Source organism: Dehalogenimonas formicexedens, from assembly GCF_001953175.1.
GTDB lineage: Bacteria > Chloroflexota > Dehalococcoidia > Dehalococcoidales > Dehalococcoidaceae > Dehalogenimonas > Dehalogenimonas formicexedens.
On the sequence record NZ_CP018258.1, the window covers coordinates 1266377 to 1290465 of the forward strand.

22 protein-coding genes and 1 pseudogene are annotated in these 24089 nt (G+C 53.7%); 11 read left to right on the forward strand and 12 right to left on the reverse strand.

Features of this window, described 5'->3' with window-relative positions; translation table 11 throughout:
• Positions 1-44: 44 nt before the first annotated feature.
• From Dform_RS06630 to Dform_RS06655, 6 genes are all read right to left on the reverse strand, one after another.
• Positions 45-596 (reverse strand): stage II sporulation protein M, encoded by a 552-nt coding sequence (locus tag Dform_RS06630; RefSeq protein ID WP_076004320.1) that lies wholly within the window; start codon positions 594-596, stop codon positions 45-47.
• Positions 597-818: 222 nt separating this feature from the next.
• Complete coding sequence (locus Dform_RS06635; protein WP_076004321.1) at positions 819-1130, reverse strand: hypothetical protein; 312 nt, start codon at positions 1128-1130, stop codon at positions 819-821.
• A gap of 61 nt (positions 1131-1191) precedes the next feature.
• On the reverse strand, positions 1192-2103 hold the full coding sequence (gene xerD / locus Dform_RS06640) for a site-specific tyrosine recombinase XerD (RefSeq protein WP_076004322.1): 912 nt from the start codon (positions 2101-2103) through the stop codon (positions 1192-1194).
• Positions 2104-2300: 197 nt separating this feature from the next.
• A complete protein-coding gene (purF, locus tag Dform_RS06645; RefSeq protein WP_083635383.1) occupies positions 2301-3782 on the reverse strand; it encodes an amidophosphoribosyltransferase in 1482 nt (493 codons plus the stop codon).
• Positions 3783-4046: 264 nt separating this feature from the next.
• On the reverse strand, positions 4047-4331 hold the full coding sequence (locus Dform_RS06650; RefSeq protein WP_083635384.1) for a hypothetical protein: 285 nt from the start codon (positions 4329-4331) through the stop codon (positions 4047-4049).
• 31 nt (positions 4332-4362) lie between these two features.
• Positions 4363-5772: a reductive dehalogenase gene (locus Dform_RS06655; RefSeq protein WP_076004323.1), complete on the reverse strand. Its 1410-nt coding sequence runs from the start codon at positions 5770-5772 to the stop codon at positions 4363-4365.
• 461 nt (positions 5773-6233) lie between these two features.
• On the opposite strand from Dform_RS06655, the gene Dform_RS06660 reads away from it, so the two are divergent.
• Genes Dform_RS06660 through acpP form a run of 6 tightly spaced genes read left to right on the forward strand, consistent with a single transcriptional unit; the run spans position 6234 to position 9499 of the window.
• Positions 6234-6656: a YceD family protein gene (locus Dform_RS06660; protein ID WP_076004324.1), complete on the forward strand. Its 423-nt coding sequence runs from the start codon at positions 6234-6236 to the stop codon at positions 6654-6656.
• Between the two features lie 31 nt (positions 6657-6687).
• Entirely contained in the window at positions 6688-7095 is a 408-nt protein-coding gene (gene rpmF, locus Dform_RS11825) for a 50S ribosomal protein L32 (protein ID WP_076004325.1), read from the forward strand.
• A 42-nt stretch (positions 7096-7137) separates the two neighbouring features.
• Positions 7138-8070 carry an ACP S-malonyltransferase gene (fabD, locus tag Dform_RS06670; protein ID WP_076004326.1) on the forward strand — a complete coding sequence of 311 codons (933 nt, stop codon included), beginning with the start codon at positions 7138-7140 and terminating at the stop codon, positions 8068-8070.
• Entirely contained in the window at positions 8067-8810 is a 744-nt protein-coding gene (gene fabG / locus Dform_RS06675; protein WP_425481073.1) for a 3-oxoacyl-[acyl-carrier-protein] reductase, read from the forward strand. The genes fabD and fabG overlap by 4 nt, the downstream gene beginning before the upstream one ends.
• A 3-nt stretch (positions 8811-8813) precedes the next feature.
• Positions 8814-9224, forward strand: coding sequence for a transcription antitermination factor NusB (gene nusB / locus Dform_RS06680; RefSeq protein ID WP_076004328.1), 411 nt, complete (start codon positions 8814-8816; stop codon positions 9222-9224).
• Between the two features lie 14 nt (positions 9225-9238).
• The gene (gene acpP / locus Dform_RS06685) at positions 9239-9499 is read left to right on the forward strand and encodes an acyl carrier protein (protein WP_076004329.1); all 261 of its coding nucleotides are present in this window, start codon (positions 9239-9241) and stop codon (positions 9497-9499) included.
• An 86-nt stretch (positions 9500-9585) separates the two neighbouring features.
• Here acpP and Dform_RS06690 read toward each other — a convergent pair whose 3' ends face one another.
• Positions 9586-9906 carry a hypothetical protein gene (locus Dform_RS06690; RefSeq protein WP_076004330.1) on the reverse strand — a complete coding sequence of 107 codons (321 nt, stop codon included), beginning with the start codon at positions 9904-9906 and terminating at the stop codon, positions 9586-9588.
• Positions 9907-11025, reverse strand: a complete 1119-nt coding sequence (proB, locus tag Dform_RS06695) for a glutamate 5-kinase (protein ID WP_076004331.1) — start codon at positions 11023-11025, stop codon at positions 9907-9909.
• Between the two features lie 112 nt (positions 11026-11137).
• On the opposite strand from proB, the gene mfd reads away from it, so the two are divergent.
• Complete coding sequence (mfd, locus tag Dform_RS06700; RefSeq protein ID WP_076004332.1) at positions 11138-14578, forward strand: transcription-repair coupling factor; 3441 nt, start codon at positions 11138-11140, stop codon at positions 14576-14578.
• A gap of 313 nt (positions 14579-14891) precedes the next feature.
• Here the strand turns inward: mfd and Dform_RS06705 are convergent, their stop codons facing one another.
• The 3 genes from Dform_RS06705 to Dform_RS06715 form a co-directional block, all read right to left on the reverse strand.
• A complete protein-coding gene (locus Dform_RS06705) occupies positions 14892-15371 on the reverse strand; it encodes a hypothetical protein (protein ID WP_076004333.1) in 480 nt (159 codons plus the stop codon).
• A gap of 93 nt (positions 15372-15464) precedes the next feature.
• Complete coding sequence (locus Dform_RS11245; protein WP_145925542.1) at positions 15465-16097, reverse strand: hypothetical protein; 633 nt, start codon at positions 16095-16097, stop codon at positions 15465-15467.
• Positions 16098-16237: 140 nt separating this feature from the next.
• Complete coding sequence (locus tag Dform_RS06715; protein WP_145925543.1) at positions 16238-17557, reverse strand: transposase; 1320 nt, start codon at positions 17555-17557, stop codon at positions 16238-16240.
• An 87-nt stretch (positions 17558-17644) separates the two neighbouring features.
• On the opposite strand from Dform_RS06715, the gene Dform_RS06720 reads away from it, so the two are divergent.
• The 3 genes from Dform_RS06720 to Dform_RS06730 are packed head-to-tail and all read left to right on the forward strand — an operon-like array spanning position 17645 to position 19841.
• Entirely contained in the window at positions 17645-18145 is a 501-nt protein-coding gene (locus Dform_RS06720; RefSeq protein ID WP_076004336.1) for an NUDIX domain-containing protein, read from the forward strand.
• A gap of 22 nt (positions 18146-18167) precedes the next feature.
• Entirely contained in the window at positions 18168-18848 is a 681-nt protein-coding gene (locus Dform_RS06725) for a 2'-5' RNA ligase family protein (RefSeq protein ID WP_076004337.1), read from the forward strand.
• Complete coding sequence (locus Dform_RS06730) at positions 18849-19841, forward strand: DUF3644 domain-containing protein (protein ID WP_076004338.1); 993 nt, start codon at positions 18849-18851, stop codon at positions 19839-19841.
• Positions 19842-19915: 74 nt separating this feature from the next.
• Here the strand turns inward: Dform_RS06730 and Dform_RS06735 are convergent.
• Positions 19916-20455: pseudogene (locus tag Dform_RS06735) on the reverse strand (DJ-1/PfpI family protein); the annotation flags it as partial.
• Between the two features lie 606 nt (positions 20456-21061).
• Here Dform_RS06735 and Dform_RS06740 point away from each other — a divergent pair.
• Positions 21062-24070, forward strand: coding sequence for a hybrid sensor histidine kinase/response regulator (locus Dform_RS06740; RefSeq protein WP_076004339.1), 3009 nt, complete (start codon positions 21062-21064; stop codon positions 24068-24070).
• The last annotated feature ends 19 nt before the right edge of the window (positions 24071-24089 follow it).

Here is a 24089-nt window from a genome sequence, read left to right on the forward strand (position 1 = left end):
GCCGATGAAACTAATAGCTGACTGCTGATACCTGACAGCTTGGTTTAATTGAACAGTCCCAGGAGCAGCGGGGTGATAAAAGCTTCGATCAGCGCCGCAGAGATAAGCAGGATTATCGCCAGCCCAAGCCATTTCAGGCATTTTATGAGCACCGGGCCGGCTTCAGACCTTCGCTGCGTATCGAAAATGGCCTTCAGCACATTGAAGCCGAAACAGATCGCCGCCGCTTGAGCCAGCAGGTAAGCGGGAATTTCGATGATGCCGTGGGGCAGTATGCCGGCAGCCAGAAAGGCCAGGGAATGGTCCTGGAGGGTGAGCCTGGCGACGACGGTGATCAGGGCGCCGTTCATCAGCAGTGAAACGACAGGTAAAATAAGGAAAATCGGGCTGAATAAGAAGCTGGCCCCTACGGCCAGCGTGTTGTTCAACAGGAGCAAAACAAATAGGCCGAACCCCTCGGCGGAGGCGGCGTTCCCGGCGATGTCCTTGAAAGTCTGCTCGATCGAATCAGCGGCGCTGTCCGGCAGTAAAAGCCCGATTACCAGCCCGGCGCAGAATAGCGCCGCCGCGATAAGCAACCAGCGCCTCAAGCTCATTTAATGTCCCTCAAGAACTTCTCCAACAGAGGTTCCATAACCCGGAATAATTGAGGCAAAAAGTCCCGTTCGTGGTGAACTTGAGCCTGCCCTGGCTTGCCCCGACAAGTCGGGGAGCAAAGCCGAAGGAAATCAAAAGGGGCGGGATCATGCGGGATATTCCATCTCGCGACAACCTCAATTGCCCTAGGTGCGAGCGATAGCTTGCCCCCGCGTTGTTTGTTACTTCAGCACCAGGGCGGCAGCCACCAAGACGATAACCACCAGGCTGCCGATAACCGCAAAACGCCTCAACTCGGCGCCCAGGTCGCTTACCCGGGAAATGCCCCTGCCCTCGCCCGGGACCACACCCGGTTTGGCCGCTGCCGCGGAACGCGCCGCTGTTGCGGTTTTAGGCTCGATAATCGGGTGGAAGTCACTGACCGGGGTAAGTTCGGCTTCAATCACGGCCTCAGGCGGGGTCGGCTGGGTAACAACCGGCCGGCGGGCGCCCTTCTTTTTCTTGCCTGGTCTGTAGGAGTATTTATCGGGCATAATTCGTTCCTATTTGATTATTTGTATTTATTAGATGATTGGTATTATTTGATTATTGGAATTATTTTTTGGCTCTCGGATGCGCGCTGTCGTAAGCCCTTCGGATGTGGTCCGAAGTCAGGTGGGTATAGATCTGGGTTGTCGAGATGTTCGCGTGGCCGAGCAACTCCTGTACCGAACGGAGGTCGGCGCCGCCGTTCAGCATGTGGGTGGCAAAGCTGTGCCGCAGCGTATGCGGAGTTACCTGGTCTGCCAGGCCCGCGGCCCTGGCGTATTCCTTGAGTATCTGCCACAGACCCTGGCGGGTAAGGCGTTCGCCGCGGCGGTTTAGGAAGAGGGCTTTTTCGGACTCATCGCGTTGCAGGCGATGGCGCACTTCATTCACGTATTCGGCGGTTGCCCGGGCAGCCTGGGGATAGATCGGCACGATGCGTTCCTTCTGTCCCTTGCCGAAACACCTCACCTGACCTTCGTCGCAGTCGACGTCTTCGACGTTGAGGTTGATGAGTTCAGACACGCGCATGCCGCTGGCGTAGAGCAGTTCCAGCATCGCCCGGTCGCGCTTGGCTTCCGGGGCAGATAACTTGACCGGCTGTTCCAGCAGGAGCTTGACTTGGCCCACTGAAATGGCGCCGGGGAGGGGCTTGCCCACTTTGGGCGATTCGATGTTATCGGTCGGATTCTGCCGTACTTTCTTTTCTTCGATCATGAAACCGAAAAAACTCTTGGCTGCCGCCAATTTCCTGACGACGGTGGTGACAGCGTACTTTCTCTCCTTGAGGTCAAGGAGGTATGAAAGCATGTCTTGCCGGTTGAAATTATCCCACAGGTGCTGGGCGCCGCGGTTGGAGAGGCAATTGCCGGCAAAGTCTGCAAGCTGGCACAGGTCATTATGGTAGGCTTCCTTGGTGTTCCCCGAAAAGCCTTTTTCGACCATCAGGTAGTTCAGAAAATTCTCGATGTCAGTTTTCAACCCGGCACCTCGCAACCGCGATTATTGTTATGTATTCTAACATAACTAAAGAAATGGTCAAAGGGCTTGCGCGTTAATTCAAACAGGTCTTTTTAAATAAAAAACCGTCTTTCGACGGTTTTCGGTTGTTTCGAAATTCTAAATTTGGATTTAGTATTTTTTCGTATTTCGATATTCGAATTTCGAATTTGACTCGCTTAGAGACTCACGGCCGGAATTTCCTCCGAATCCAGCACCCTGATGACATCTTCCCGTTTTTCCGACCCGCCCTCGAGGACAAACTTGTCCATTTCGAGCTGCACCGGCACCGGGTATTCGCCGGTAAAGCACGCCAGGCAGAATTTGTTCTTGGGCGCGCCCACGGCGCGGATCAGGCCGTCGACAGAAAGATAACCAAGGGAGTCAGCGCCGATATAATCCTTGATCTGCGGTACGCTCATCCGGGCGGCGATGAGTTCCCTGCGGGTCGCCATGTCTACGCCGAAGAAGCAGGGGTGCTGGATCGGCGGGGCGCAGACCCTCATATGGACCTCTTTGGCGCCGGCCTTTTTGAGAAGCTTGATGACCTGCGGCGTCGTCGTGCCGCGGACGATGGAATCGTCAACCAGGACCACCCTCTTTCCCGAGAGGATGGACTGCAACGGGTTGAACTTCAATTTTACGCCCAGATCGCGGATGCGCTGTGTGGGTTCGATGAACGTCCTGCCCATGTAGCGGTTCTTGATCAGGCCTTCAGCCGGCGGAATACCGCTTGCAAGGGCGTAACCAGCGCCGGCGGCGGTGGCTGAATCCGGGACGCCGACGACGATGTCGGCATCGACCGGGTGTTCTTTAGCCAGTTCGGCGCCCATCGCCTGCCGTGCCGAATACAGCAGGCGGTCGTTCATGATGCTGTCCGGGCGCGCGAAATAGATGTACTCGAAAATGCACAGGGCGCGCCTGCCTGATTCTTCTTTGTAACTTTCAATGCCGTTGGGATCGATGCGGATGATCTCGCCCGGTTCGATCTCGCGGACCAATTCGGCGCCGATATGTCCCAGGGCGCAGGTCTCGGAGGCGATGACCGAGCCGCCGTTGCCGATGCTGCCCAGGCACAGAGGGCGCACTCCCAGGGGATCGCGGAAGGCGTAGAGCGTTTCCTTGGTTAGCATGGTTATCGAATAGGCGCCCTGCAGCCGCCCCATGGCGTAGCGGATGCGCTCTATCATGTCGATATAGGGCGCCGAGATGATGAGATTGGCGATAACCTCGGAATCGGTACTGGATTTGAAGATATAGCCAAGTTCGTCGAGTTCGCGCCTGAGTTCGGCGGCGTTGGTGATGTTGCCGTTGTGGGCGAGGGCGATCTGGAATTCGCCTTCACCGGCGATGATCGGCTGGGCGTTGCAGGAAACGCTCGACCCTGATGTCGAATACCGGTTATGGCCGATAGCCATATGACCGGTTAACTGGTTTAAGACCGGTTCGGAGAAGACCTGCGATACCAGGCCCATGCGGGCGTAATTGCGGATGGTGTAGCCGTCGGCGGTGGCGATGCCGGAAGATTCCTGGCCGCGGTGTTGCAGTGCGAAGAGGGCGAAGAACGAAATTCGGGAGACTTCTTCACCGGGGGCGTATATACCGAAAACGCCGCATTCTTCTCGCGGCGACTCTGTCAGTGGGGTTATCAGCCCTGTCACTTGACTAATTATACTCGGCAGGGGCTATCCGGTCAATCTGAACCGCCCGGTAATGTCTTCTGAGCGAAGCGAAGAAACTCGGTGCCGTCCCGGTGTCGTTTGGAGTTTTCCCGATCCGGGCAGCAATCGGATAGTGCGTATTGGCTCTCTTGGGACGCTGACTGCCATCAAGCGATGATAGAAAATTGTTAGCAGGCCGTCGTCTTCCTGATTAATGGTGGAAGAGTCAGAGCCTGCTAACGCGGAAACATTGCCGACCAGAAACTAGGAGGCAGGTTCGCGGTGCCTCGAAACCAGACGCCAGGCGATAATTAACAAGATGATTCCCGGAAGGCTGACACCCAGAAGGAACCACCAGACAACATTTGTCGGTTCACCTGGCTTTCCAAGAGCGCTTTCGATCAATAAAACACTGAAGACCAAGAGGAGTGCGCCTATGACACCGATCAACCATTCGTACCACGTTAATTTAAGATTGCTCCGAAGTTTGGCGATCAAAGCCACAACGGCGGCTCCAACAATGAATCCAATGAGAGCGATCATCAACATAACTTTACCTCCATTTATCCTTTTAGATATTTCACTGGTGCGATCCGAAGTGCGTAAGAAACCCGAGTTCAGGTCCGATAGTGTTCCACCATTCGTCGACATATCTGTCATTTTGGTGAGCTTTATCGCCTGCCTGGTTCGCCTTGTATCCAACAATTCGATCCATATTAGTGAAAAAGCCGTCGAATATGGTGGTTTGAGTTACCACCGCTTGGATCACCGGATGAATCATCGAATCATTGAAGTTGCGGAAAACACAACCCGAGAGACATATGCCGCAGTACCCCGGAGCCATCGAAGACTTGAATGGATTACAAGTTGCGTAATTCAGGTAGTAGTGTTTCAGACCGCCGATATTTGTCATCAGGTCAGCGACATCCCAGGAAGGTTCGGTTTCCAGACTCATCGAACCCGTCGGACAGTTCTCTGCGCATTTCTTACAAGTCCTGCAGAATCTGAAAATGCCACTGTCAACAGGCGGAGTATATGCTAACGGCAGATCCGTCACGGCAGCGTCGCAGATGCGAGGCATAGCGCCGTGGCTGGGCACAATAACATTTGCCCCCATGCGTGACATTTCGGTAACGCCGGACAAGGTAGACATAGCCCCTGAGCCCACCGAAGGGTTGGCCTGGCTGTAGCCCAAATTCTGGATAAACTGCCGGACGCGGGCAGAGGTGTTTGTGGCAAAGAAATAGCCGTAAGGATTGTTTGTGCTTCCAGGACCGGTGCCCAAAGCATGTTGAGGATGTTGGATAATCCAATTGAACACGTTCGTCGAACCCTTGGGGATGGTAACCTGAGTTGTGGTTGCCTTATAGGCAGCGCCAGCCTCGAATACCGTTGTGCGGCGTAAGCCATCCCTGCGGGCCGCTATGACCTTCAGAGTCTTTTGGTTCAACTCTACAGAACCAGACCAATATGAACCGAAAAATCGGCTGGCCACGCGCATCATGTGAAGGTTTTCCTCAGGGCTGCCCTGCCATTTGGCCACACCTAGGGATTCAGGGGAGATACCCGCAAAGTTTGTTTTAAGGCCGTTGTTACAACAAGTACAAGCATTTTCTAAGGCCTGATCTCTCAAGGCCATTCCCTGCATGCCTTGTTGCGCCCATTTTTTGTTTAGTTCGTCACTATCATTGCTGCCATACAACTGCTTGATCAAATCATTAGTTTTGGCAGTCTGCTCCGTGCCCCACTCCTGATCTTTAACCGGCGGTGTGGGGTACATATCCCAATCAACATCGATGGTGGGGTTTTCGTAATCTCTTTCTTTTACCCACCACGGATTCTTCCACTCACTCTGGGGTTTAGATGAAAGTACTTCATCTAAATCATGGAATGAAGGGGCAATTACTGCGGCCGCGCCCAACCCAGAACCGGCTAAGCCGAGACTCTTCATAAAATCCCTTCGAGAAAGTGTCGCATGAAAGTTTCTCATTAATTTCTCCTTTCGATCTCTTGTCAGGTTGGGTTTTTGGTCTTTGGGATGTCACGTCATTTTTCCCCCAGGGTAGAATACCTATGACGACATTCTACATTGTTATTTTTCACTACCCTTTTATAACATTATAATAACTGCCGCACATCGTACTTTGGTATTAGTACCTTATTGGACTTTATGCGTATTTTGCCGCTCAGGCGTAATCATGTTTCCGGCTCCCGGGTGGAATTGAAGAATCCCAGCCTTGCGTCAGGCGCTTATGATGAAGCCCAAGCTCGCCAGCGATCTTTCTCTCGAACCATGAGGCAAGTTCGGCGTGGCGCTTTCAAATACCTTAGCCATCGAATAAGGGGTTGAGGGGAGAACGTTTAGTAACAGTGATAAACTACGATAAACCGCCGCTCATTTGCGATAAACCGGTACGTTCTCTATAATACAACCCTTGTGGAGAAAGCGGCGTGCTGAGTTTTAATGTAGCTCAATTAGAGAAGGGGCTGATCGGCTCCACACGTGAATACCAGATTGACGACCCACTTACGGTGGACGGGCAGAATATCAACGTCAAGGGTTCGGTTAAGTTCACCCGGACCAATCGTTCCATCCTGGTTAGCACCGATCTGAAAACCGCCCTGCCGCTTGAGTGCTGCAGATGCCTTAACCAATACGAATGTCCGCTTGAGGTTCGGTTCGAGGAAGAGTTCTTCCCCACACTCGACGTCACCAGCGGGTTGCCTCTGGATGTCGAAGACGCCGAAGAAAATTTCACCATCGATGAGCATCACGTGCTGGACCTTACCGAAGCCATCCGCCAGTACGTCATTTTAGCCCAACCGATGAAGCCTCTGTGCCGGATTGATTGCCCCGGTATCCAAACAAAATAGTAAAATAGATAGTAGATAACGGAGAACCAAAATGCCTTTACCCAAACGGAAGACTACCAAATCACGCCAGGGTGATCGCCGCAGCCACCTTCACCTGGTAGCCCAGGAACTGATTGAGTGCCCGCAGTGCCACCAGCCGAAACTGCCGCACGTCGCCTGCCCTTCCTGCGGCACCTACGACGGGCGCGTTGTATTGGATGTTGAGACCAAGGTAAAAAAGAAGGCTGAGAAGGCTGCCCAGGCTGAAAAAGCCGCCAAGGGCGAAGCCGCTGAAGCTGAGGTCAAAGCCGCCAAACCCGAGAAGACCAAGAAGGAAAAAGCGGCCAAGGCTGAAAAGCCTGAAAAAGAGAAAAAAGCCAAAGCTGAGAAACCAGCTAAAGCCGCGGAAGCCGCTGAAAAACCGGCGAAGGTAAAAAAGGAAAAGAAGAAAGAGGCCTAACGGTCTCGATGTTCCGTACCTGCTACCAACAAGGGGGCATAAGTGGATAAACCCAGGTTGGCTTTCGTCTTCCCCGGCCAGGGCGCCCAGGCGCCGGGCATGGGACAGGACGTCTACGAGGAATACGACGCGGCTAAAGCCGTGTTCAAAGCCGCCGACGAACGGCTCGGCTTTGCCATCTCCGAACTTTGTTTCGAAGGCCCCGAAGACAAACTCAAAGAGACAGCTATTGCCCAGCCGGCTATCGTCACCACTAGTCTGGCCTATCTCGCTGCCCTCCGGGAGATGGAAGTTCTGCCCGAGCCGGAATTCGTCGCCGGCCACTCTCTGGGTGAATACACCGCCCTTGCCGCCGCCGGTGTCCTGGACGTCGCCGATACGGTGCAATTAGCCGCTCTTAGAGGCAGGATGATGCACCTTGCCGCGATCGAGTCCCCCGGCACGATGTCTGCGGTGCTAGGAATCGACGAACTTTCGCTGAAGCAGGTAGTCGCTGAGACCGGGGTTTATGTCGCCAACTACAACTGCCCGGGACAGGTAGTTATCTCGGGTGAAAAAGACAAGATGACCGCCGCGGGCGAGGCACTCATGGCCAAAGGCGCCAAAGTTGTTCCACTTGCCGTATCCGGCGCTTTTCACACGCCGCTCATGGCCCCAGCCGCCGACGGCCTGGCTAAGGTCATCGAACGGTTGGCATTCAAAGACGCCGCCATCCCGATTATCGCCAACACCACCGGGGAGCCTTTGACCGCCGCCGACGACATCAAGGCCGAGCTATTGAAACAACTGACCACCAGTGTCTACTGGCAGAAATCTGTCGAGTATATGATTGCCGCTGGAATCAATACCTTCGTTGAAATTGGCCCGGGGAAAGTTTTATCCGGACTCATCCGGCGGGTCAACCGTGACGTCAAAACTATAAACATCTCCGATACCCAGGCTATCAAGAACCTGCAGGCCACCACTTGGACCTGAAAAGGCTCGAGGGTAAGGTCGCCCTGATAACGGGCGCTGGCCGGGGCATCGGCGCTGCCATCGCCCGCCGTTTCGCCGCTGAGGGCGCCTCGGTAGTTCTGAACAGCCTGTCGGACAGCGCCGCCAGGATAGCGGAAGAGATTATAGCTTCAGGCGGTAAAGCTTCGTTCGTACATGGTGATGTTTCCAAAGCGGAAGATGTCGCCAGGGTGATAGAAGCGGCGACAACACATTTCGGCCGCCTGGATATTCTCGTAAACAATGCCGGAATCACCCGTGACAACCTCCTTATGCGCATGACCGAGGAGGATTGGGACGCGGTGATCGATACCAATTTAAAAAGCGTTTACCTTTGCACCAAAGCAGCTATCCGCCCGATGCTCAGAAGCAAAAGCGGCGGCAGAATTATCAATCTGTCGAGCGTTATCGGGCTCTCGGGGAACGCGGGACAAGCCAATTACGCCGCGTCTAAAGCCGGTATTATAGGTTTGACCAAATCCATGGCTAAAGAGCTGGCTTCCCGGCAAATCACCGTCAACGCCATCGCCCCAGGCTTCATCGTCAGCGACATGACTTCCGGGATCAGCGAAGAGGCCAAAGAAGCTCTTGTTAAGCGGATTCCCCTGGGTTCGCTGGGAACCGTGGATGACGTTGCCGCCGTCGCCGCGTTCCTGGCTTCGGATGAGGCTAAATACATCACCGGCCAAACCATCACCGTCGACGGTGGCATGACTCTCTAGTCTATGACCAAACGTCACGAAGCCCGCGCCCTCGCCCTGAAGGTCCTTTACGAAGCCGATGTCGCCCGACATGATCCCGCTGTCATTCTCGACCGCCAGCTTGTCTCGAGTGATCTTGAAGCTGAAAACCAGGTTTTCGCGCGCGGGCTGGTTGAGGGAGCCCAATCCAACAAAGCCGAGGCCGACGGCATCATCACCCGATTGGCTCCAGCTTATCCCGTAGCGCAGCTTTCCCCCATCGACAGGAACATCCTGCGGCTTGCAATCTACGAGCTTTTACACGATAATACTGTGCCTGTCAGGGTAGCCATAAACGAAGCCGTGGAACTGGCTAAGGACTTCGGCTCTGACAGTTCCGCCAAGTTTATTAACGGGGTGTTGAGTTCGGTGGCGACACTGGTTCAACGCCAATAAATCAGGAGGTTTGTGTGGCCACAGTTTTTGAACGGGTTAAAAAGATCGCTGTTGAACAGCTCAGCGTTGAGGACAAGGACGTCACCCTTGAGTCCAAGTTCACCGACGACCTGGGCGCTGATTCCCTCGATTTGGTCGAGCTCATCATGGCCCTCGAAGAGGAGTTCTCCACACCGGAAGCCAAGCTGGAGATCCCTGATGAGGAAGCAGAGAAGCTGTTGACCGTCAAGGACGTCGTCGAATACGCCAAGGCGAAAGGCATAAAGGACGCCTAGGCCTTTTTTTTAGCCTTTTTCGCTGGTCGGACGTTCATTCAAAGTTTAGGCGCATCGCAGAAATCCTGCGTGGTTATGGCTTGCCATCACCTCTCAGGTGCCATTCCCCTGCCGCGAAAACCGCCCAATTTGCCGCGTCCGTTAAATGTGTATTGAAATCGGCTGTTTTTGGCGGATGACATACCGCTGGCATAAACAAAGATCTCGCCGCGCGATCCGTCCTCAAACTCCATGATTAACTCACCCAGGGTTTTGAGTTCCTTATTGGTGGAAAAATCACCCCACCATTTTCCGGGAGTGAAGCGCGTGCCCCTGGTCAACATCATTTGGTAGCGGGCGTCTGCCACCGGCTTATCAATGTCCTTGGCGAAAAGTTTGGCGACGCCGCCCTTGTAGCTTACTGTCATTCAGCAGACCGCTAAATTATTCCGGTGGATGATCTCGTCTCCGAAATCGTGGCCTAAGACAACGCCGATGGCTTCGGAATGAAGGCCTTTTATCCGGTCGACGTCTATAGCATCATAGTTGGTAATACCGTAGCCGACCTGCGTTCCAGCTTCGTCCGTGAGGCGAACGATATCGCCGCGTTTGAACGCGCCTTCGACCGATTTAACCCCGGCCGGCAGCAGGCTGGAGCACCTGGCGACCGCCCTGGCCGCCCCGCCGTCGATGATGATCCTACCCCGGGAGGATAACCCCGAAACCAGCCAACGGTGCCGGGCATCGGGGCTGGCATGCGGTAGGAAATGCGTCCCGATACTTTCTCCGGTGATTACCCTCTCGACGACACCAGGGGCATGCCCAGAGGCTATGATGACCCGGACCCCTGATGAGGTCGCCAGCCTGGCCGCCTCGATCTTGGTGATCATGCCGCCGGTACCTACATTGCTGCCGACACCTCCAGCCAACGCCTCGATTTCCTGTGTCACCTTTTCAACTACGGGTATCAGAGTGGCACTGGGTTCCGTGCGCGGGTTGGCAGTGTACAGCCCGTCGATGTCGGAGAGGATCAGAAGCAGGTCGGCGTCAACCAGGTTGGCCACCATCGCCGAGAGATTATCGTTGTCGCCGAACTTGGCTTCCTGGATCTCGTCAACCGCCACGACGTCGTTCTCGTTGACGATGGTGACCACTCCGAGCTCGATCAGGGCCAGAAGAGTGTTCCGGGCGTTCAGGTACCCCGACCGGTCATGCAGGTCGCTCTTGGTCAGCAAAGCCTGGGCAACGGTCAGGCCGTGTTCGGCGAAGAGGCTGTCATAAACGTTCATCAGCCGGTTCTGCCCGACGGAAGCCAGGACCTGCTTGAACGGCATATCCTTGTTCTTCTTGAACAGCCCGAGCTTCTCCTTCCCCGCGGCGATAGCGCCGGAAGTGACCACGGTGATCTCAACGCCGCGTTTAACAAGCGCGGCCATCTGGGCCACCAATCCGGACATCACCTCCCGGTCCAGCTTGCCCGCCCCGCCGGTCAGGAGGTTGGTACCCAGCTTGATGACAATTCGCTTGTAACAGAATTCGGAGTTCATAAATTCCCCGAATTATAGCAACGGCTCTAGTCTTGGACAAGACAGCACCCCCGGTGTACAATTCGAACAGGGCTAGAGGTTACATCTAGCCCTTGTTGCGTTTGGAGAAAAGATGACCGAGTTGCACGGGCTGTTCGACCTTCTATCTGAAGAGCCGCATTACAAAGAGTGGTTGGCGGCCGCCAAAAAGCCGGCACGCACCTCATCGCGGATCTCCGTGATCGAGGCCGCCCGGCCGTATCTCACCGGCAGCCTTTTCCGTGATTTGAAACGTCCGATCCTGGTCATCACATCGCAGGCCGAGAAAGCCCGGGACCTCACCGAGCAGATAGCCCTGTGGCTGGGCGACCTCGAGGTGCAACTCTTTCCTCAACCCGAACTCCTGCCCTACCAGCGGGCGGCGGTGGACCGGGCAACGGAACTTGAGACGGTCAGCGCGCTTTCCAGCCTGGCGGGACTGCCGCAAAAAAAGCCCCTGGTCACCGTTATCTCGCTCGATGCCCTGGCCAGGTGGGCGCCAAAACCCGACTCTTTCCGGAACGGCTGGCTCCACCTCACCGCCGGCGCCGAATACCCGCCGCTCGAACTGGTCGCCGCGCTGGATAAACTCGGCTATCAATCAGAGCACCTCGTCGAAGCGCCGGGGACGTATTCCCGGCGCGGCGGCATCGTGGATATATTCCCGCCGACCGAGGATTCCCCGATCCGCCTCGAGTACTTTGGCGATACGATCGAGAGCCTCCGCACCTTCGACCCGGCCACGCAGCGCTCGTCGAAGAGGCTGGAGAGCGCCGTCGTCGGTCCGGCGACACTGCTCCTGGATATCGGTCAAATCCCGGATATCGACCTCGGCGGCGCGAGCGAGGAGATGCGCCCGGTATTCACCGAGGAACTGGAGCAACTTAAACGCGGCAGCAGGCCGGAAACCGCCGCCTTCTGGGCGCCCTATACCAATAGCTCGACCATTCTGAACTATCTTTCCGACAACACGCTGGTGATCGTCGACGAGCCGGACTCGGTGGAACAGGCGGCCCAGTTCTTCCGCGACGAAGCCGAATGCCTGCGCGCCGAAAAGACCTCCGCCGGGGAACTGCCAAATCGGTACCCTCAACCTTACATCGAGTGGGCTACCCTCAAAAAGTCCCTCGCCCACTTCCAGAGCGTCGAACTGGCGTCGTGGGGCACCGGCGCGGGAGGCGTCGTCGAGCTGCCCATCTCCCCGTCGCCGAGCTACGCCGGCAGGCTGCCGGCCTTCTTCAAAAAAGCCCAGGAACTGAAAAACCAGGGCGCCCGCCTGATCGTCGTCAGCTACCAGTCCGACCGGCTGAAAGAGCTTTTCAGCGAGGAACACGTCGATTTCTCCTTTGCCGAAGGCCTGGGCAAGCCCCCCGCCAAAAGCGCCATCACCCTGCTGCACGGCCTGCTCGGCCACGGGTGGACGCTGTCCGGCGAAACGTACCTGTTCACCGACAACGAACTCTTCGGCTTTGTAAAGGAACGGCGGTGGACAACTCGCCGGTTGGCAAGCAGCAAACGGCTTATGCTCCCGGAACTCGAACCCGGCGACTACGTGGTGCACGTCGACCACGGCGTCGCCCGGTTTGCCGGGACAGTCACCATGGAGGTCTCCGGCGCCCGCCGCGAGTACTTGCAACTGGAGTACGCCGGCGAGGACAAGCTGTACGTGCCTACCGACCAGGTCGACCGCGTCTCCCGCTACATTGGCGGGGAGGGCGAGGCGCCGACGCTGAACAAGCTCGGCACCCAGGAATGGGCCCGCTCCAAGGAACGGGCCCAGGAAGCCGCCCGGGAGGTGGCCGCCGAACTTATCGAGCTCTACGCCGCCCGGCAGATCGTGCCCGGCTACGCCTACTCCCGCGACACCCTGTGGCAGCAGGAACTGGAGGGCTCCTTCCCGTATGTCGAGACGCCCGACCAGGCATCGGCATTGTCCGACGTCAAAGAGGACATGGAAAAGCCCCGCCCCATGGACCGCCTCATCCTCGGCGACGTCGGCTACGGCAAGACCGAGGTGGCCTTGCGCGCCGCCTTCAAGGCGGTCATGGACGGCAAGCAGGTGGCGGTACTGGTGCCCACCACCGTCCTCGCCCAGCAGCATTATTCGACCTTCAGGGCCCGCCTGGCGGCCTTCCCGGTCAAGATCGAGGTCATCTCCCGCTTCCGCAGCGACAGGGAGCAGACCGCCATCCTCGATGCCCTCGAAAAGGGCGAGATCGACATCATCATCGGCACGCACCGGCTGCTGCAGCCGGATGTCAGGTTCAAGAAGCTGGGCATGCTCATCATCGACGAGGAGCAGCGGTTTGGCGTGATGCACAAGGAGTTCCTGAAACGGATGCGCCAGGAAGTCGACGTGCTGACCCTTTCGGCGACGCCCATCCCGCGCACCCTGCACCTGTCGCTCGTCGGCGTCAGGGACATGAGCGTCATCGAGACGCCGCCCAACGAACGCCTACCCATTAAGACCTTCGTCGCCGGGTATGACGATCACCTGGTGCGCGAGGCCATCCTGCGGGAGAAAGAGCGGAACGGCCAGGTCTTCTTCGTCCATAACCGCGTCCAGAGCATCTATTTCATCGCCGAAAGGCTGAGGAAACTGGTGCCCGAGGCATCGTTCATCGTCGGCCACGGCCAGATGCCGGAGGGCGAACTCGAGGCGGCCATGGCCCAGTTCGCGGCAGGTGAGGTCGACGTACTCGTCTGCACCACCATCATCGAGAGCGGCCTGGACGTGCCCAACGCCAACACCCTCATCGTCAACCAGGCGGACAAGTTCGGCCTGACCCAGCTTTACCAGCTCAGGGGCAGAGTCGGCCGCGGCGCCAACCTGGCCTACGCCTACTTCCTGTACGAGAAAGGCAAGCGCCTCACCGGAGACGCCGAAAAACGGCTGAGGACCATCTTCGAGGCATCGGAACTGGGGGCGGGCTACGGCATCGCCATGAAGGACCTCGAGATCAGGGGCGCGGGATCGCTTCTCGGCACGAGGCAGAGCGGCCATATCTCGGCCATCGGCTTCAATTTGTACACCCAGATGCTGTCTGAAGCCGTCGAAGAACAGAAGACCAAGCGGTCCGGCAAGGAAGTCGAGCTCTTGAAGTCGTCGAAGATACCGCCACCGACCATCGAACTGCCGCTGACCGCCTTCATCCCGGAGAGCTACATCCCCGAGGAATCGCTCAGGCTGGAATTGTATCAACGGCTGGCCGCCATCAAGAGCGAGAAAGAGATCGCCGATTTCGAACGCGAACTCGTCGACCGCTTCGGGCAGACGCCCGTCGAGGCGCAGAACCTGTCGTACATCATCCGACTGAGGCTGATGGGGCTCAAGGCCGGGATCAAGGCTATCGGCATGGAGAGCGGGCTTATCGCCATCACCTTCCTGCCGGGGATCGTAACCGATTTGAAGAAGATATCGCCGCTCAAGGACGGCCTCCGCGCTTCGACCAACAAGGTCTGGATAGATTACCTGCGACTGGGCAGCCGGTGGCGGGAACTCGTGGAAGAGACGGTGTGGAGACTGGGGAAATAACGCGTCGCGCGTCACGCGTCTCGCGTCCCGCGTCCCTGGTTTCGCGTTGCGGGTTGCGCCTTTCGCGTTTTGAGCCGAGGTCCTTCACTTTCCCCGCCTTCGCGGGGACGTAGGGCACCTCACCCCAACCCTCTCCGCCTGGCGGAGAGGGAGTAAAAAGGAAGCGTTCTTTGCCGGCGGAGCCGGTTCGTTATTTGAATTGTTGGGGAAAAACGTTTTTTCTAAAACGATACGTTCAAAATCAAATAAAACAAATGGCAGAGCTGTGAAACGATTCCCCCGACGAGTCGGGGCAAGCCATCCCATTACGATGCTAAACCAGGTGCCGCACGATCTCGGCGAATCGTTCCGGCGGGAAACGGATGTCCCGTTCGACCTGGGCCAATGCGAAGTCCAGCGCACCCGTGTCTCTGTAGTCCTTGATGCCGAATTTCCGCATCACCAGCTTGTAAAAGCGGGAAACCGCCGAAGCGTGAAGCGATTTATTCGAAGGATCCCGGTGGACAGCCTCGGCGATCTGCCAGACAGCGAGGAAAATCTCGCGGTCGGTGCGCCCAAGGTCTGTGTTCTCCTTGAGCCAGGCCATGTTGGCTTCGAAGTTCTTGCGGGAATAGAGCCCGTGCCGGACGGCATTACAGTTCCCCTTCTGCCCACCGCGGCGGCGGCGGGGCGGTGTTGGTTGCGAGGTGAGACCCTCACGGGAGTCCTTGCCGGACCCCCTCAGGGCGGCTTCTCCGGTTTCGGGTTGCGAGTGGGGCTGTTCTAATTGCTGTACACGTGTTCTAATATTCATACCGAATAGTATAGCGCACGTGTTCCCTACGGGTGTCAAGCGTCTCGTGTCGTTTTTGGCGGATTATTTTGTTATGTTAAGCGCCACCTCACATCAAGGAAGCCGAGTCAAGCTCCCATCATTCCAACGGATCTCTATTTCAGCGATCTTCGAGCCTCCGGGTACACCCGCTAGAACACCCGAATATCTCCGACCGACGATAACATCTTCTTCGTTTCCACTCTGAGGTTCAAAAAACTTAAGTCCCCAATCAGTTTGGAAAGCATTTACTGCATGGCCAATAGCGTGATTTGCGAAACGGATAACGACGTAGCCGCATTTTATTCCTCGTTGCGCTGCCTTATCGACCACGTCCTGGGCAAAATCGGCGCAGACATAGACGTTTTCTTGATATTCACGGCGCCAGGATCTTATGTCAGCGAGAAACATCTTCACACTCAGCAAAGAGGGATTGTTCAAACCTCCAGTGGCTGTCGATATTGTTTCTTTGTACTCGATAGTCGTGGATTCAAACCATAATGTTTTTTGCTTGGTTGACCTGGGATTCAGTTCACAACCAGGTTTAAAACATTCTTCGGCATTGTTCACCCAATTATGGAACAGAGATGTTTGCCCACATTTGGGACATATACTCAGCTCAGAAGAATGGTTTGAATCACTCTTGGGCATATTTGATGAACCAATCTGAGCTTGTTGTTGTTCGATTTTCCTTAGCTCTTTTGCCATGTCGAAAATATTTACGTACCCAGTTGAGACGGATGTGGCAGGATGAAAGTGAGAACAATTACGACATGCGCTCGTATTTGGTGTATTCCTAAAGACGCAACTACAACATTCTTTGTCAGAGTTCATTTATTTCTCTGTTTTTACCATTTGATAATATCTATCTTAAGCACTGTTCCCATGCTCTCCCACTGGGAACTCCACCCTGATTCAGGGAACAGACTTTCTGGGATGTAACTTGAACCTACCCTAACGATTACAGATTTATCTGCGTTGGAAGGACCCCCGGAGGTTAATCCAGTGTCATCGATAAAAACTAGCCCGCGATCGGTGGTTTGGAAAGCATTGAGGGCGTGCCCTGCTCCGGACGGATAGCCAGGGCTCGGACCAAGATCTATACACACATATGCCGCTTTAATCCCGGCTGCCTCCGCATTGTTGTGCAGAGTCTCGGCAAAATCAGCACAAACATAGGATGCGAAGTCATAACTCCGGGCGTCCGTTGCGTCGGATTGCAGGAATAAAAGAAGCTGCGACCAACTCGGATCCACAGCTTGGGGATTATTCCAAAGAGTTACTGAGTGGCCATCGGCACCGATAAGTCTACCGCCATCGATGGTGACGTATTCTTTCGTAAATTTTGAACCGGGCGGTTGGGACGTACTGTCCGCGCCGCCGTTTGATGTGTCAAACGAAAAATTGAGTTTGCCAAGTGTCAGGTCCAATGTCTCTTGGAGAGAGTTATTAGAGTTGAAGAGGTTCTCGATACGGTTTTTGAGATCTTGTACCGACTCGATCTTTAAATATGACCAAGAAAAAGCGATCAGGATTATGGATAGAAGCACTGTCATAAAGGCACGCACAATGCTGAGGTATCGACGGACGGTCTCCCTTAAAGCCATAAAAACGGCGATTGTCCCGATAGCAGCTATTGCTAACATCGCCGGTTTTATCGGTTGAATATTGATGACGTTAGCGACTGCAGCGAGAACAATGGCAGTAAGACTCAATACAACTGCAATCAAGATCAGCCTGACCAAAAGCCAAAAAAATCCTTTAACAAAACGTTTGACCTTCCAAATTGGAAACGGGTTCTTAATTCTTGGAAACGCAGCTGATTTGACCGATTGTGGGGAGATAGGAGTCGTTCCTTTGGGCTGGTTAAATGAAATGCAGCTTTTGTTAAGGCACTCCTGGGTGTTTGAAAACGGATTCTGCCACAAAGATTGTTGGCCGCATTTTGGACATATTTTCAATTTTGATTTGGAATTTTTAGGTTCTGGATCAGATAGTCTCTGACCACCAGGGCCGTAGCTAGGGCTTGGAAATATCTTTTCACACTGCTGGCAGCGCCAAGTACCGGTTGTCTTTATGTAATAAACTGCTAACGATCCACAAAAAGGGCACAGTCCTCTGCCAGGTTCATTTCTACCCGCGAAATACTCGTTTTCCCGTTTCGGCACGGTTATTACCTTTTAGATAATGTGGTAGAATCATACAATTCTTCGTAACCGATGTAAATAAAAAATAAATGTGGCGGTAATTATTAGATGAGCGACGTCAAAAGACGCAGGCGGGGAACGGTAATTATTGAAACATCACGAGGAATTCTGCTGACGAAGACACAAAAGGATCAGCCGTTCATCCTCCCTGGAGGAGGAGCCAAAAGAGATGAAACACGGTTCATTGCCGCACTCAGAGAATTAAGTGAAGAAACACATCTATCACCATACTCGGCTCACATTATTTTCAATCACAAGGGCAAAATCAGGCCCACACGTTCAGGAAAGCACCTTTTCCAAGATCACCATACCGTCTGCCTTGTTAAGGCAACAGGTAACCCCCGACCGGGTGGAGGCGACGCAAGATACCTAGGCTATTACACCGGACCGGGCAGCGTTTGGATTTCCATGACTACGGCTGAGATTATCGATAAATACCTCGCTTGGAAACAGTTCAGCGCCGCTGAGAAACGAAAGACGATCCGAGAAGAGTTGGAAGAGAATCTCGAGGACGTTGATGAAACAGATGTTGATGATAATGATGGCTAAATTCTTTGAGTCGAAACAGTAGATGACTGGTTTCTATATTGGCATTAGGCTTCAAAAAGAGGCAAAGGAATTTGCCAAAGAAGCTGTCTATTCCGTCGCCAAGAAATTCCGTGTTAAAGGCATGACCCGTCGCAGGGTTGTTCCTCACGTGACTCTTTACGGTCCAGGTCAGACTAGGGATTTACGGCGAGTTCGGAAGGCGGTCGAAACCATCGGACGCGAGTTCACTTTAGTTCCTTTTCAATTCGATGGTTTTGGGCGTTTTAATAACAAAGATAAGGTAATATACTTCAAAATCAGGGCATCTGATCAACTTGAAGACCTCCGGGAACAACTTGCGCGGAAATTGATTGATTTTTCCACCTGCCAAAGTTGGGACCAAGTATCGGATTATTCATTTCATTCTACAATTGCGTTCAAAGATATAAACTATCAATTTGATGAAATTTGGTCCCATCTGAGTAAAATCACCGTGCCTCAGTTTAACGAACATCTAACCCGAATCACCGTTTTGGCCCACGGGAAAATCTTCTGCGAATATGATCTTCTGCTCAAACGGATGCTGACACGCAGACAGGCTTTGAGCGGGCATTGGCGAAGATTGACTTTAAGAAAGCTGCGAAAACTCCAAGGGCAAGAACCTCAGCGCAGAATTTCGTTTCTTGACCGGTTGAAACGATTTTTTCGACTCAGGAGGGAATAAATGCCGCGCTTAAGAAGGGGACCGATTACCTGTGATTTGCTCGTCAAATCACGAGAGGCAGCCATGCAAGCAGTTCAAGCTTTCAATAATCCCTTAGCAACTTTTAGAACGGAAGCGTTCATTGTCCTAATGGTGATATCTTGGACTTATTTAATGCATGCGTATTTCCGAAAAGCCGGTATTGAGTATAGATACTACGACCAAAAAACAATGCGCAAACGATTTCATCTGACCCAAGGCGGAACATACAGATACTGGGAGCTCGAACGCTGCCTTATCGAAGAAAAATGTCCTCTCGATCCAGCTATGAAGAGCAACTTGCGCTTCTTAATAGGATTACGGCACGAAATAGAGCACCATCAATCAGCGGGCGTTGATGAACAATTTGCAGGGAGGTACCTCGCCTGTTGTCTAAACTATGAGCGGGTATTGGTGGAACAATTTGGTGACAAGTTTTCACTAGGGACCGCCTTGGGTTACGTTCTTCAGTTTAGGGACTTAACTGCTCCAATTTTAGCCACGGAGGCTAAAAACCCATTGCCTGCAGAAGTGGCAAGATATGTTCAACAATTTGAATCCGAATTGCCAGAGGATGAATTTCAATCTCCTTATTTTTCATATCGCCTATTATTTGTACGAAAACTAACCAGCAAACGAGGCCAAGCGGACAGAGCGATTGAATTTATCTCTGCAGACTCCGATTTGGCTAAGACGATAGACAAAGACTATTGGGTTCTAAGGGAAGTAGAACGTCCGAAGCACCGTGCTTCTGAAATAGTAAAGATGATGAAGGCTGAAGGATTCCCTTGGTTCACCATGGGCTCCCACACAGCTCTATGGCGCGAATTGGACGGAAAAAACCCTGGAAAAGGCTACGGCATTGGGATTGCTGGCCAATGGCTCTGGTATGACAAATGGATTGACGCTGTCCGCGCAAGCTGTAAGGCAGATCTGCAGCGGCAAGAATTAATCGAATCTGTGATAAAAAACTAATAAGACTCCCAAATGTAATGACACGTTCACTTCCTGTTCAAAACTCTTCGGATCAAACTCGAGTTTCCGGTGGATCAGTTTCCATCGCCAGATGGCAAAGTTTGCATGAGGGCAAAGAAATGCCCAGGCTCACCGGTACGAAAGTAGTCATACCAAGATTCCAGGGTGTTTGATTGAAAAACACCCAAATGCTCAATGATTTATTTCGCCCACAACAAAGCCCCGGTGGAACCTGCAGTAATAAGGTTGTTATCCGCTACGGACGGCTTGTCCATATAAAAACTTTGGCCTTTATAACCCGGAGCAACCATTTCAAGAAATCCCGGTCCATTACTGGTATGCGGAAGCTTATCCAACAGCCCAAAGTTGGCAAGCGCAGCAGTCGCCCCACAGATGGCACACACCGTAGCGCCTGAAGAGAGAAATTGGCTGGCTTTCCCGATAATCGCGCCATGCTTCGGGTCGTTCCAGGTACTTGCGCCCGGCAATAGCAGCGCGTTTGTTTCACTCACGACGATATCATCGATCAAGCAATCGGGCACTATGGTCATCCCGCCCATTGTTTTGATCGGGTCTTTAGAATAACTAACCGTTTTGAGCGATACAGGTGGGGCGCCCTTTTCTGTCAGCCGTCAGCCCCTCAGCCATCAGCGGTCAGCTCAACGTTGGCGGGCGACGCATTCGCGATCGCCCCGACAACACGGGGTTGGAAATGAGGGGGCACGATGTATCGTGCCCCTACGACCCGATGTTAAGGGCGGCATTGTACCGACCCTCACCCTACCCTCTCCCGCCGTCAGCGGGCGAGGAGATTTTGATTCAGTGCTTGGGGAGGACGATTGCCCGGATTGCCGTCAGGCAATCCTCGCAAAGACATGTGGGGTTGGGCGAAGGGGTAAGCGGGGATTGTTTCGTCCTCTTTGAACGGCTTGCAACGACGAGGCGGGCACGGCATGCCGTGCCCCTACGGGGTGGCGGGCGTCCCGACGTCAGCGGGAGATGAGATTTGTAATGAAGAAGAAAGGCGAGCGACCGCTAGCCTGAACTAGAGTCATCCTGCATTGTTCAGTCAAAAAAGCACTGTAAACCTGTCGGGAAATGGTTTGAATTATTGTAAAAAAGGTTTATTATAAAGTATCAGAAATTACCCAAACAGGGAGAACCGGTAACTGAACACTTAGATTCATTGTTCGCTACTTCATCGGTGCAGGAGGTGCGCGATGGTTTCGTCACACGAAAATCTGCGTGAAGTTGAATTCCTGGAGCACATCGTCAACAGTACCGCTGCCTGCGTCGCAGTTGTCGAAGGCCGAGAGCTTCGCTACACCTTAGTCAACTCTAAGTTTCAAGAATTCCATCCTCAACCCCTGACGGGACGAAGATACAGAGATGCCTTCCCTGAAGCCGCCGCCGCAGGCGCGGAAGCCAAAATGCTTGCCGTTCTCGAAACCGGAGAACCATGGGACGTTGTTAATTATCCAGCCAAAGTTCCTTTGAAACCAGATGCCGTCTGGGAGGGGAGAGTCGTCCGTCTGACCGTGACCGAGGGAAGGGAGCCATCTCTCCTTGCAGTGTTCTGGGATGTCACTGAACGCGCAAAGGCTGAAGAGGAAAGCCTCGCCAAAACCCGGTTAAATCAGATTTTATTGGACGCTTTCCCATGCGTAGCGCTGTTGCTCAGGCCGGAATCTCACGTGATCGTCGCGATGAACAAGAAAGCCGCTCTGGAAGGATGCGTCATCGGCCAGACCTGCTATGGAAGTTGGGCAAAGCGAAGTACCCCTTGTCCATGGTGCCTGGCCCCGGTGGTCTGGAAAACCGGAAAGCCCCAATCTTCCGAACCAAGCGACGGCGGCATAACCTGGGATGCACATTGGATACGCATTAGTGAAGACCTTTATATGCATTTCGCGTTCGACATCACCGATCGCAGAAAAGTGGAAAAAGCGCTGATCGAGAGCGAGACTAAATATCGCGAGCTCTTCGAAAACGCGCAGATAGGTATGTTTATTTCAAGGCTTGACGGCTCCGAAATGCTCGATGCAAACGAGAGATACCTTGAGATGTTAGGTCTGTCTCGCGCCGAATTCATCGGGAAACCCTCCCGGGATTTCTGGGCTAATCCTCTCCAGAGAGAGAAAATGGTCAACATTCTTAAGTCCGAGGGCAGGGTAACAAACTTCGAATGCCAACTGATCACCAAGCATAATGGGGTACGTGATTTCCTTACATCGCTAACACTTAACCCGGATAACAAGACGCTCCATGGATCGATTATCGATATTACAGAGCGCAAGAAGGCCGAAGATGACTTAAACGAAAGCGAACACTTCACCCGGACGCTGTTGAATACCACCCCGGAACTGATCTATGTCCACGACATTAGGACGAACAGCAATGTGTATGCCAACCGTTCGGTAATGGATTTCCTGGGCTACACTTCCGGAGAGGTGCAAGCCATGGGATCATCGCTCTTCAATAACATTCTGCACCCTGACGATGCGAACCTGGTGGCCGTCCATCATTCCAGATGCGCTCATGCCAGTGATGACGATATCCTGGAATTGACTTACCGGATGAAGAACAGAGACGGGAAATGGCGTTACCTTCGATCCCGAGATGTGCCCTTCAGGCGAGATACCGTGGGAAATGTCACCCAGATCCTCGGCGTTACAGAAGACATCACCGAACAGCTGATGAAATCCCGGATGGTCGAGGAGAGCGAAGCCAAGTTCCGGGCGGTATTCGAAAATGCCCACGAAGGTATAGTGCTTATCGACTACGAAAGCGGGACGATTGTCGATTGTAATCCGGAGTATGAGCGACAGACTGGAAGAGACCAGGCGACCCTGAAGAAGATGAAGATATGGGAAATTCGCCCGCCTGACCAGAAAGAACAAAACAAAGTTATCTTCGAAAGAATCAAGAAGACAGGTGGAGGACGATCTAGCGAAACCGGCTACCAAAGGCCTGATGGGACTATCATTCCGATAGAATTTACGTCGTCAATCGTAGAGATGAGCGGCCGGAAGTATTTTCTCGGCGTCACGAGGGATATTTCCGAAAAGAAAAAGGCTGAGATCGAGCAACAACGGTTTCGCGATAAAGCCGAGATGGCTGCCCGCCTGGCGGCTGTGGGCGAAATGGCCTCAGGCATAGCCCATGAGATAAATAATCCGCTAACCGGAGTTGTCGGTTTCTCCGAACTGCTCGTTGAGAGGGATGACCTGCCCGATGAGGTAAGGGAAGACCTCAAGATCATCCGAGACGGAGGCCGGCGGGTCAAAGAGATCGTCGGACGGATGCTTACTTTCGCCAGGCAGCAAAAACCGTTAAGGGTGGCCAGTTCCATCACCGAACTTATCGACAACACCCTTGAAATCAGGTCCTACGTACTTAAGACGGCAAATATTGAAGTGATCAAGGACTACTCTCCAAACCTGCCGTGGCTTATAGTGGATCCGGGGCAACTACAGCAGGTATTTCTCAACATCATAGTCAATGCCGAATATGCCATGAAGCAAGCCCACAATAGAGGCAAACTTACCATCAAAGCGGAGAACTGTGGCGAAATAGTCCGCTTCTCCTTTACCGATGATGGGCCGGGGATGAGCCGGGAAACGCTAAGCAAACTTTTCCAGCCTTTCTTTACCACCAAAGCGCCGGGTGAGGGTACCGGGCTAGGTTTGGCGCTCTCTTACGGCATAATCAAGGAGCATGACGGCACAATTAAGGCCGAGAGCTCCGAGGGGTGTGGTTCCACCTTCGTTATCGATCTGCCGATCGGTTTTTCGGTGCTCCCTGTCCAGGAAGGAGACTCAACAAACCCCGTGGCGTCTATTCGTTTTGCGAGTAGCAACTCTCGTGTGTTAGTTATCGACGATGAAGACACTGTGCGCTCTGTAACCAAAGCGATATTGGAGAGGAATGGTTACGATACTGCGACGGAACCCGACCCGCTCGTAGCGCTGGAACGTTTGAAAACTGAACATTTCGACGCAGTCCTATGCGACATCAGAATCCCCGATCTTTCCGGGATGGAGTTGTATGAAAGGCTGATCCGGGAAAACCCCGAGCTGGCCAAAAAGGTAATATTTATCACAGGCGACGTTTCCGACGCAGCAACCAGGGAATACCTGGAATCTCACGATATACCGTTTATCACCAAGCCCTTCGATCAGGATTCATTGCTCAATAAAATATGGGATATCACCTCAAAGGGTGGTTGATACTGGATGTGTTTACACG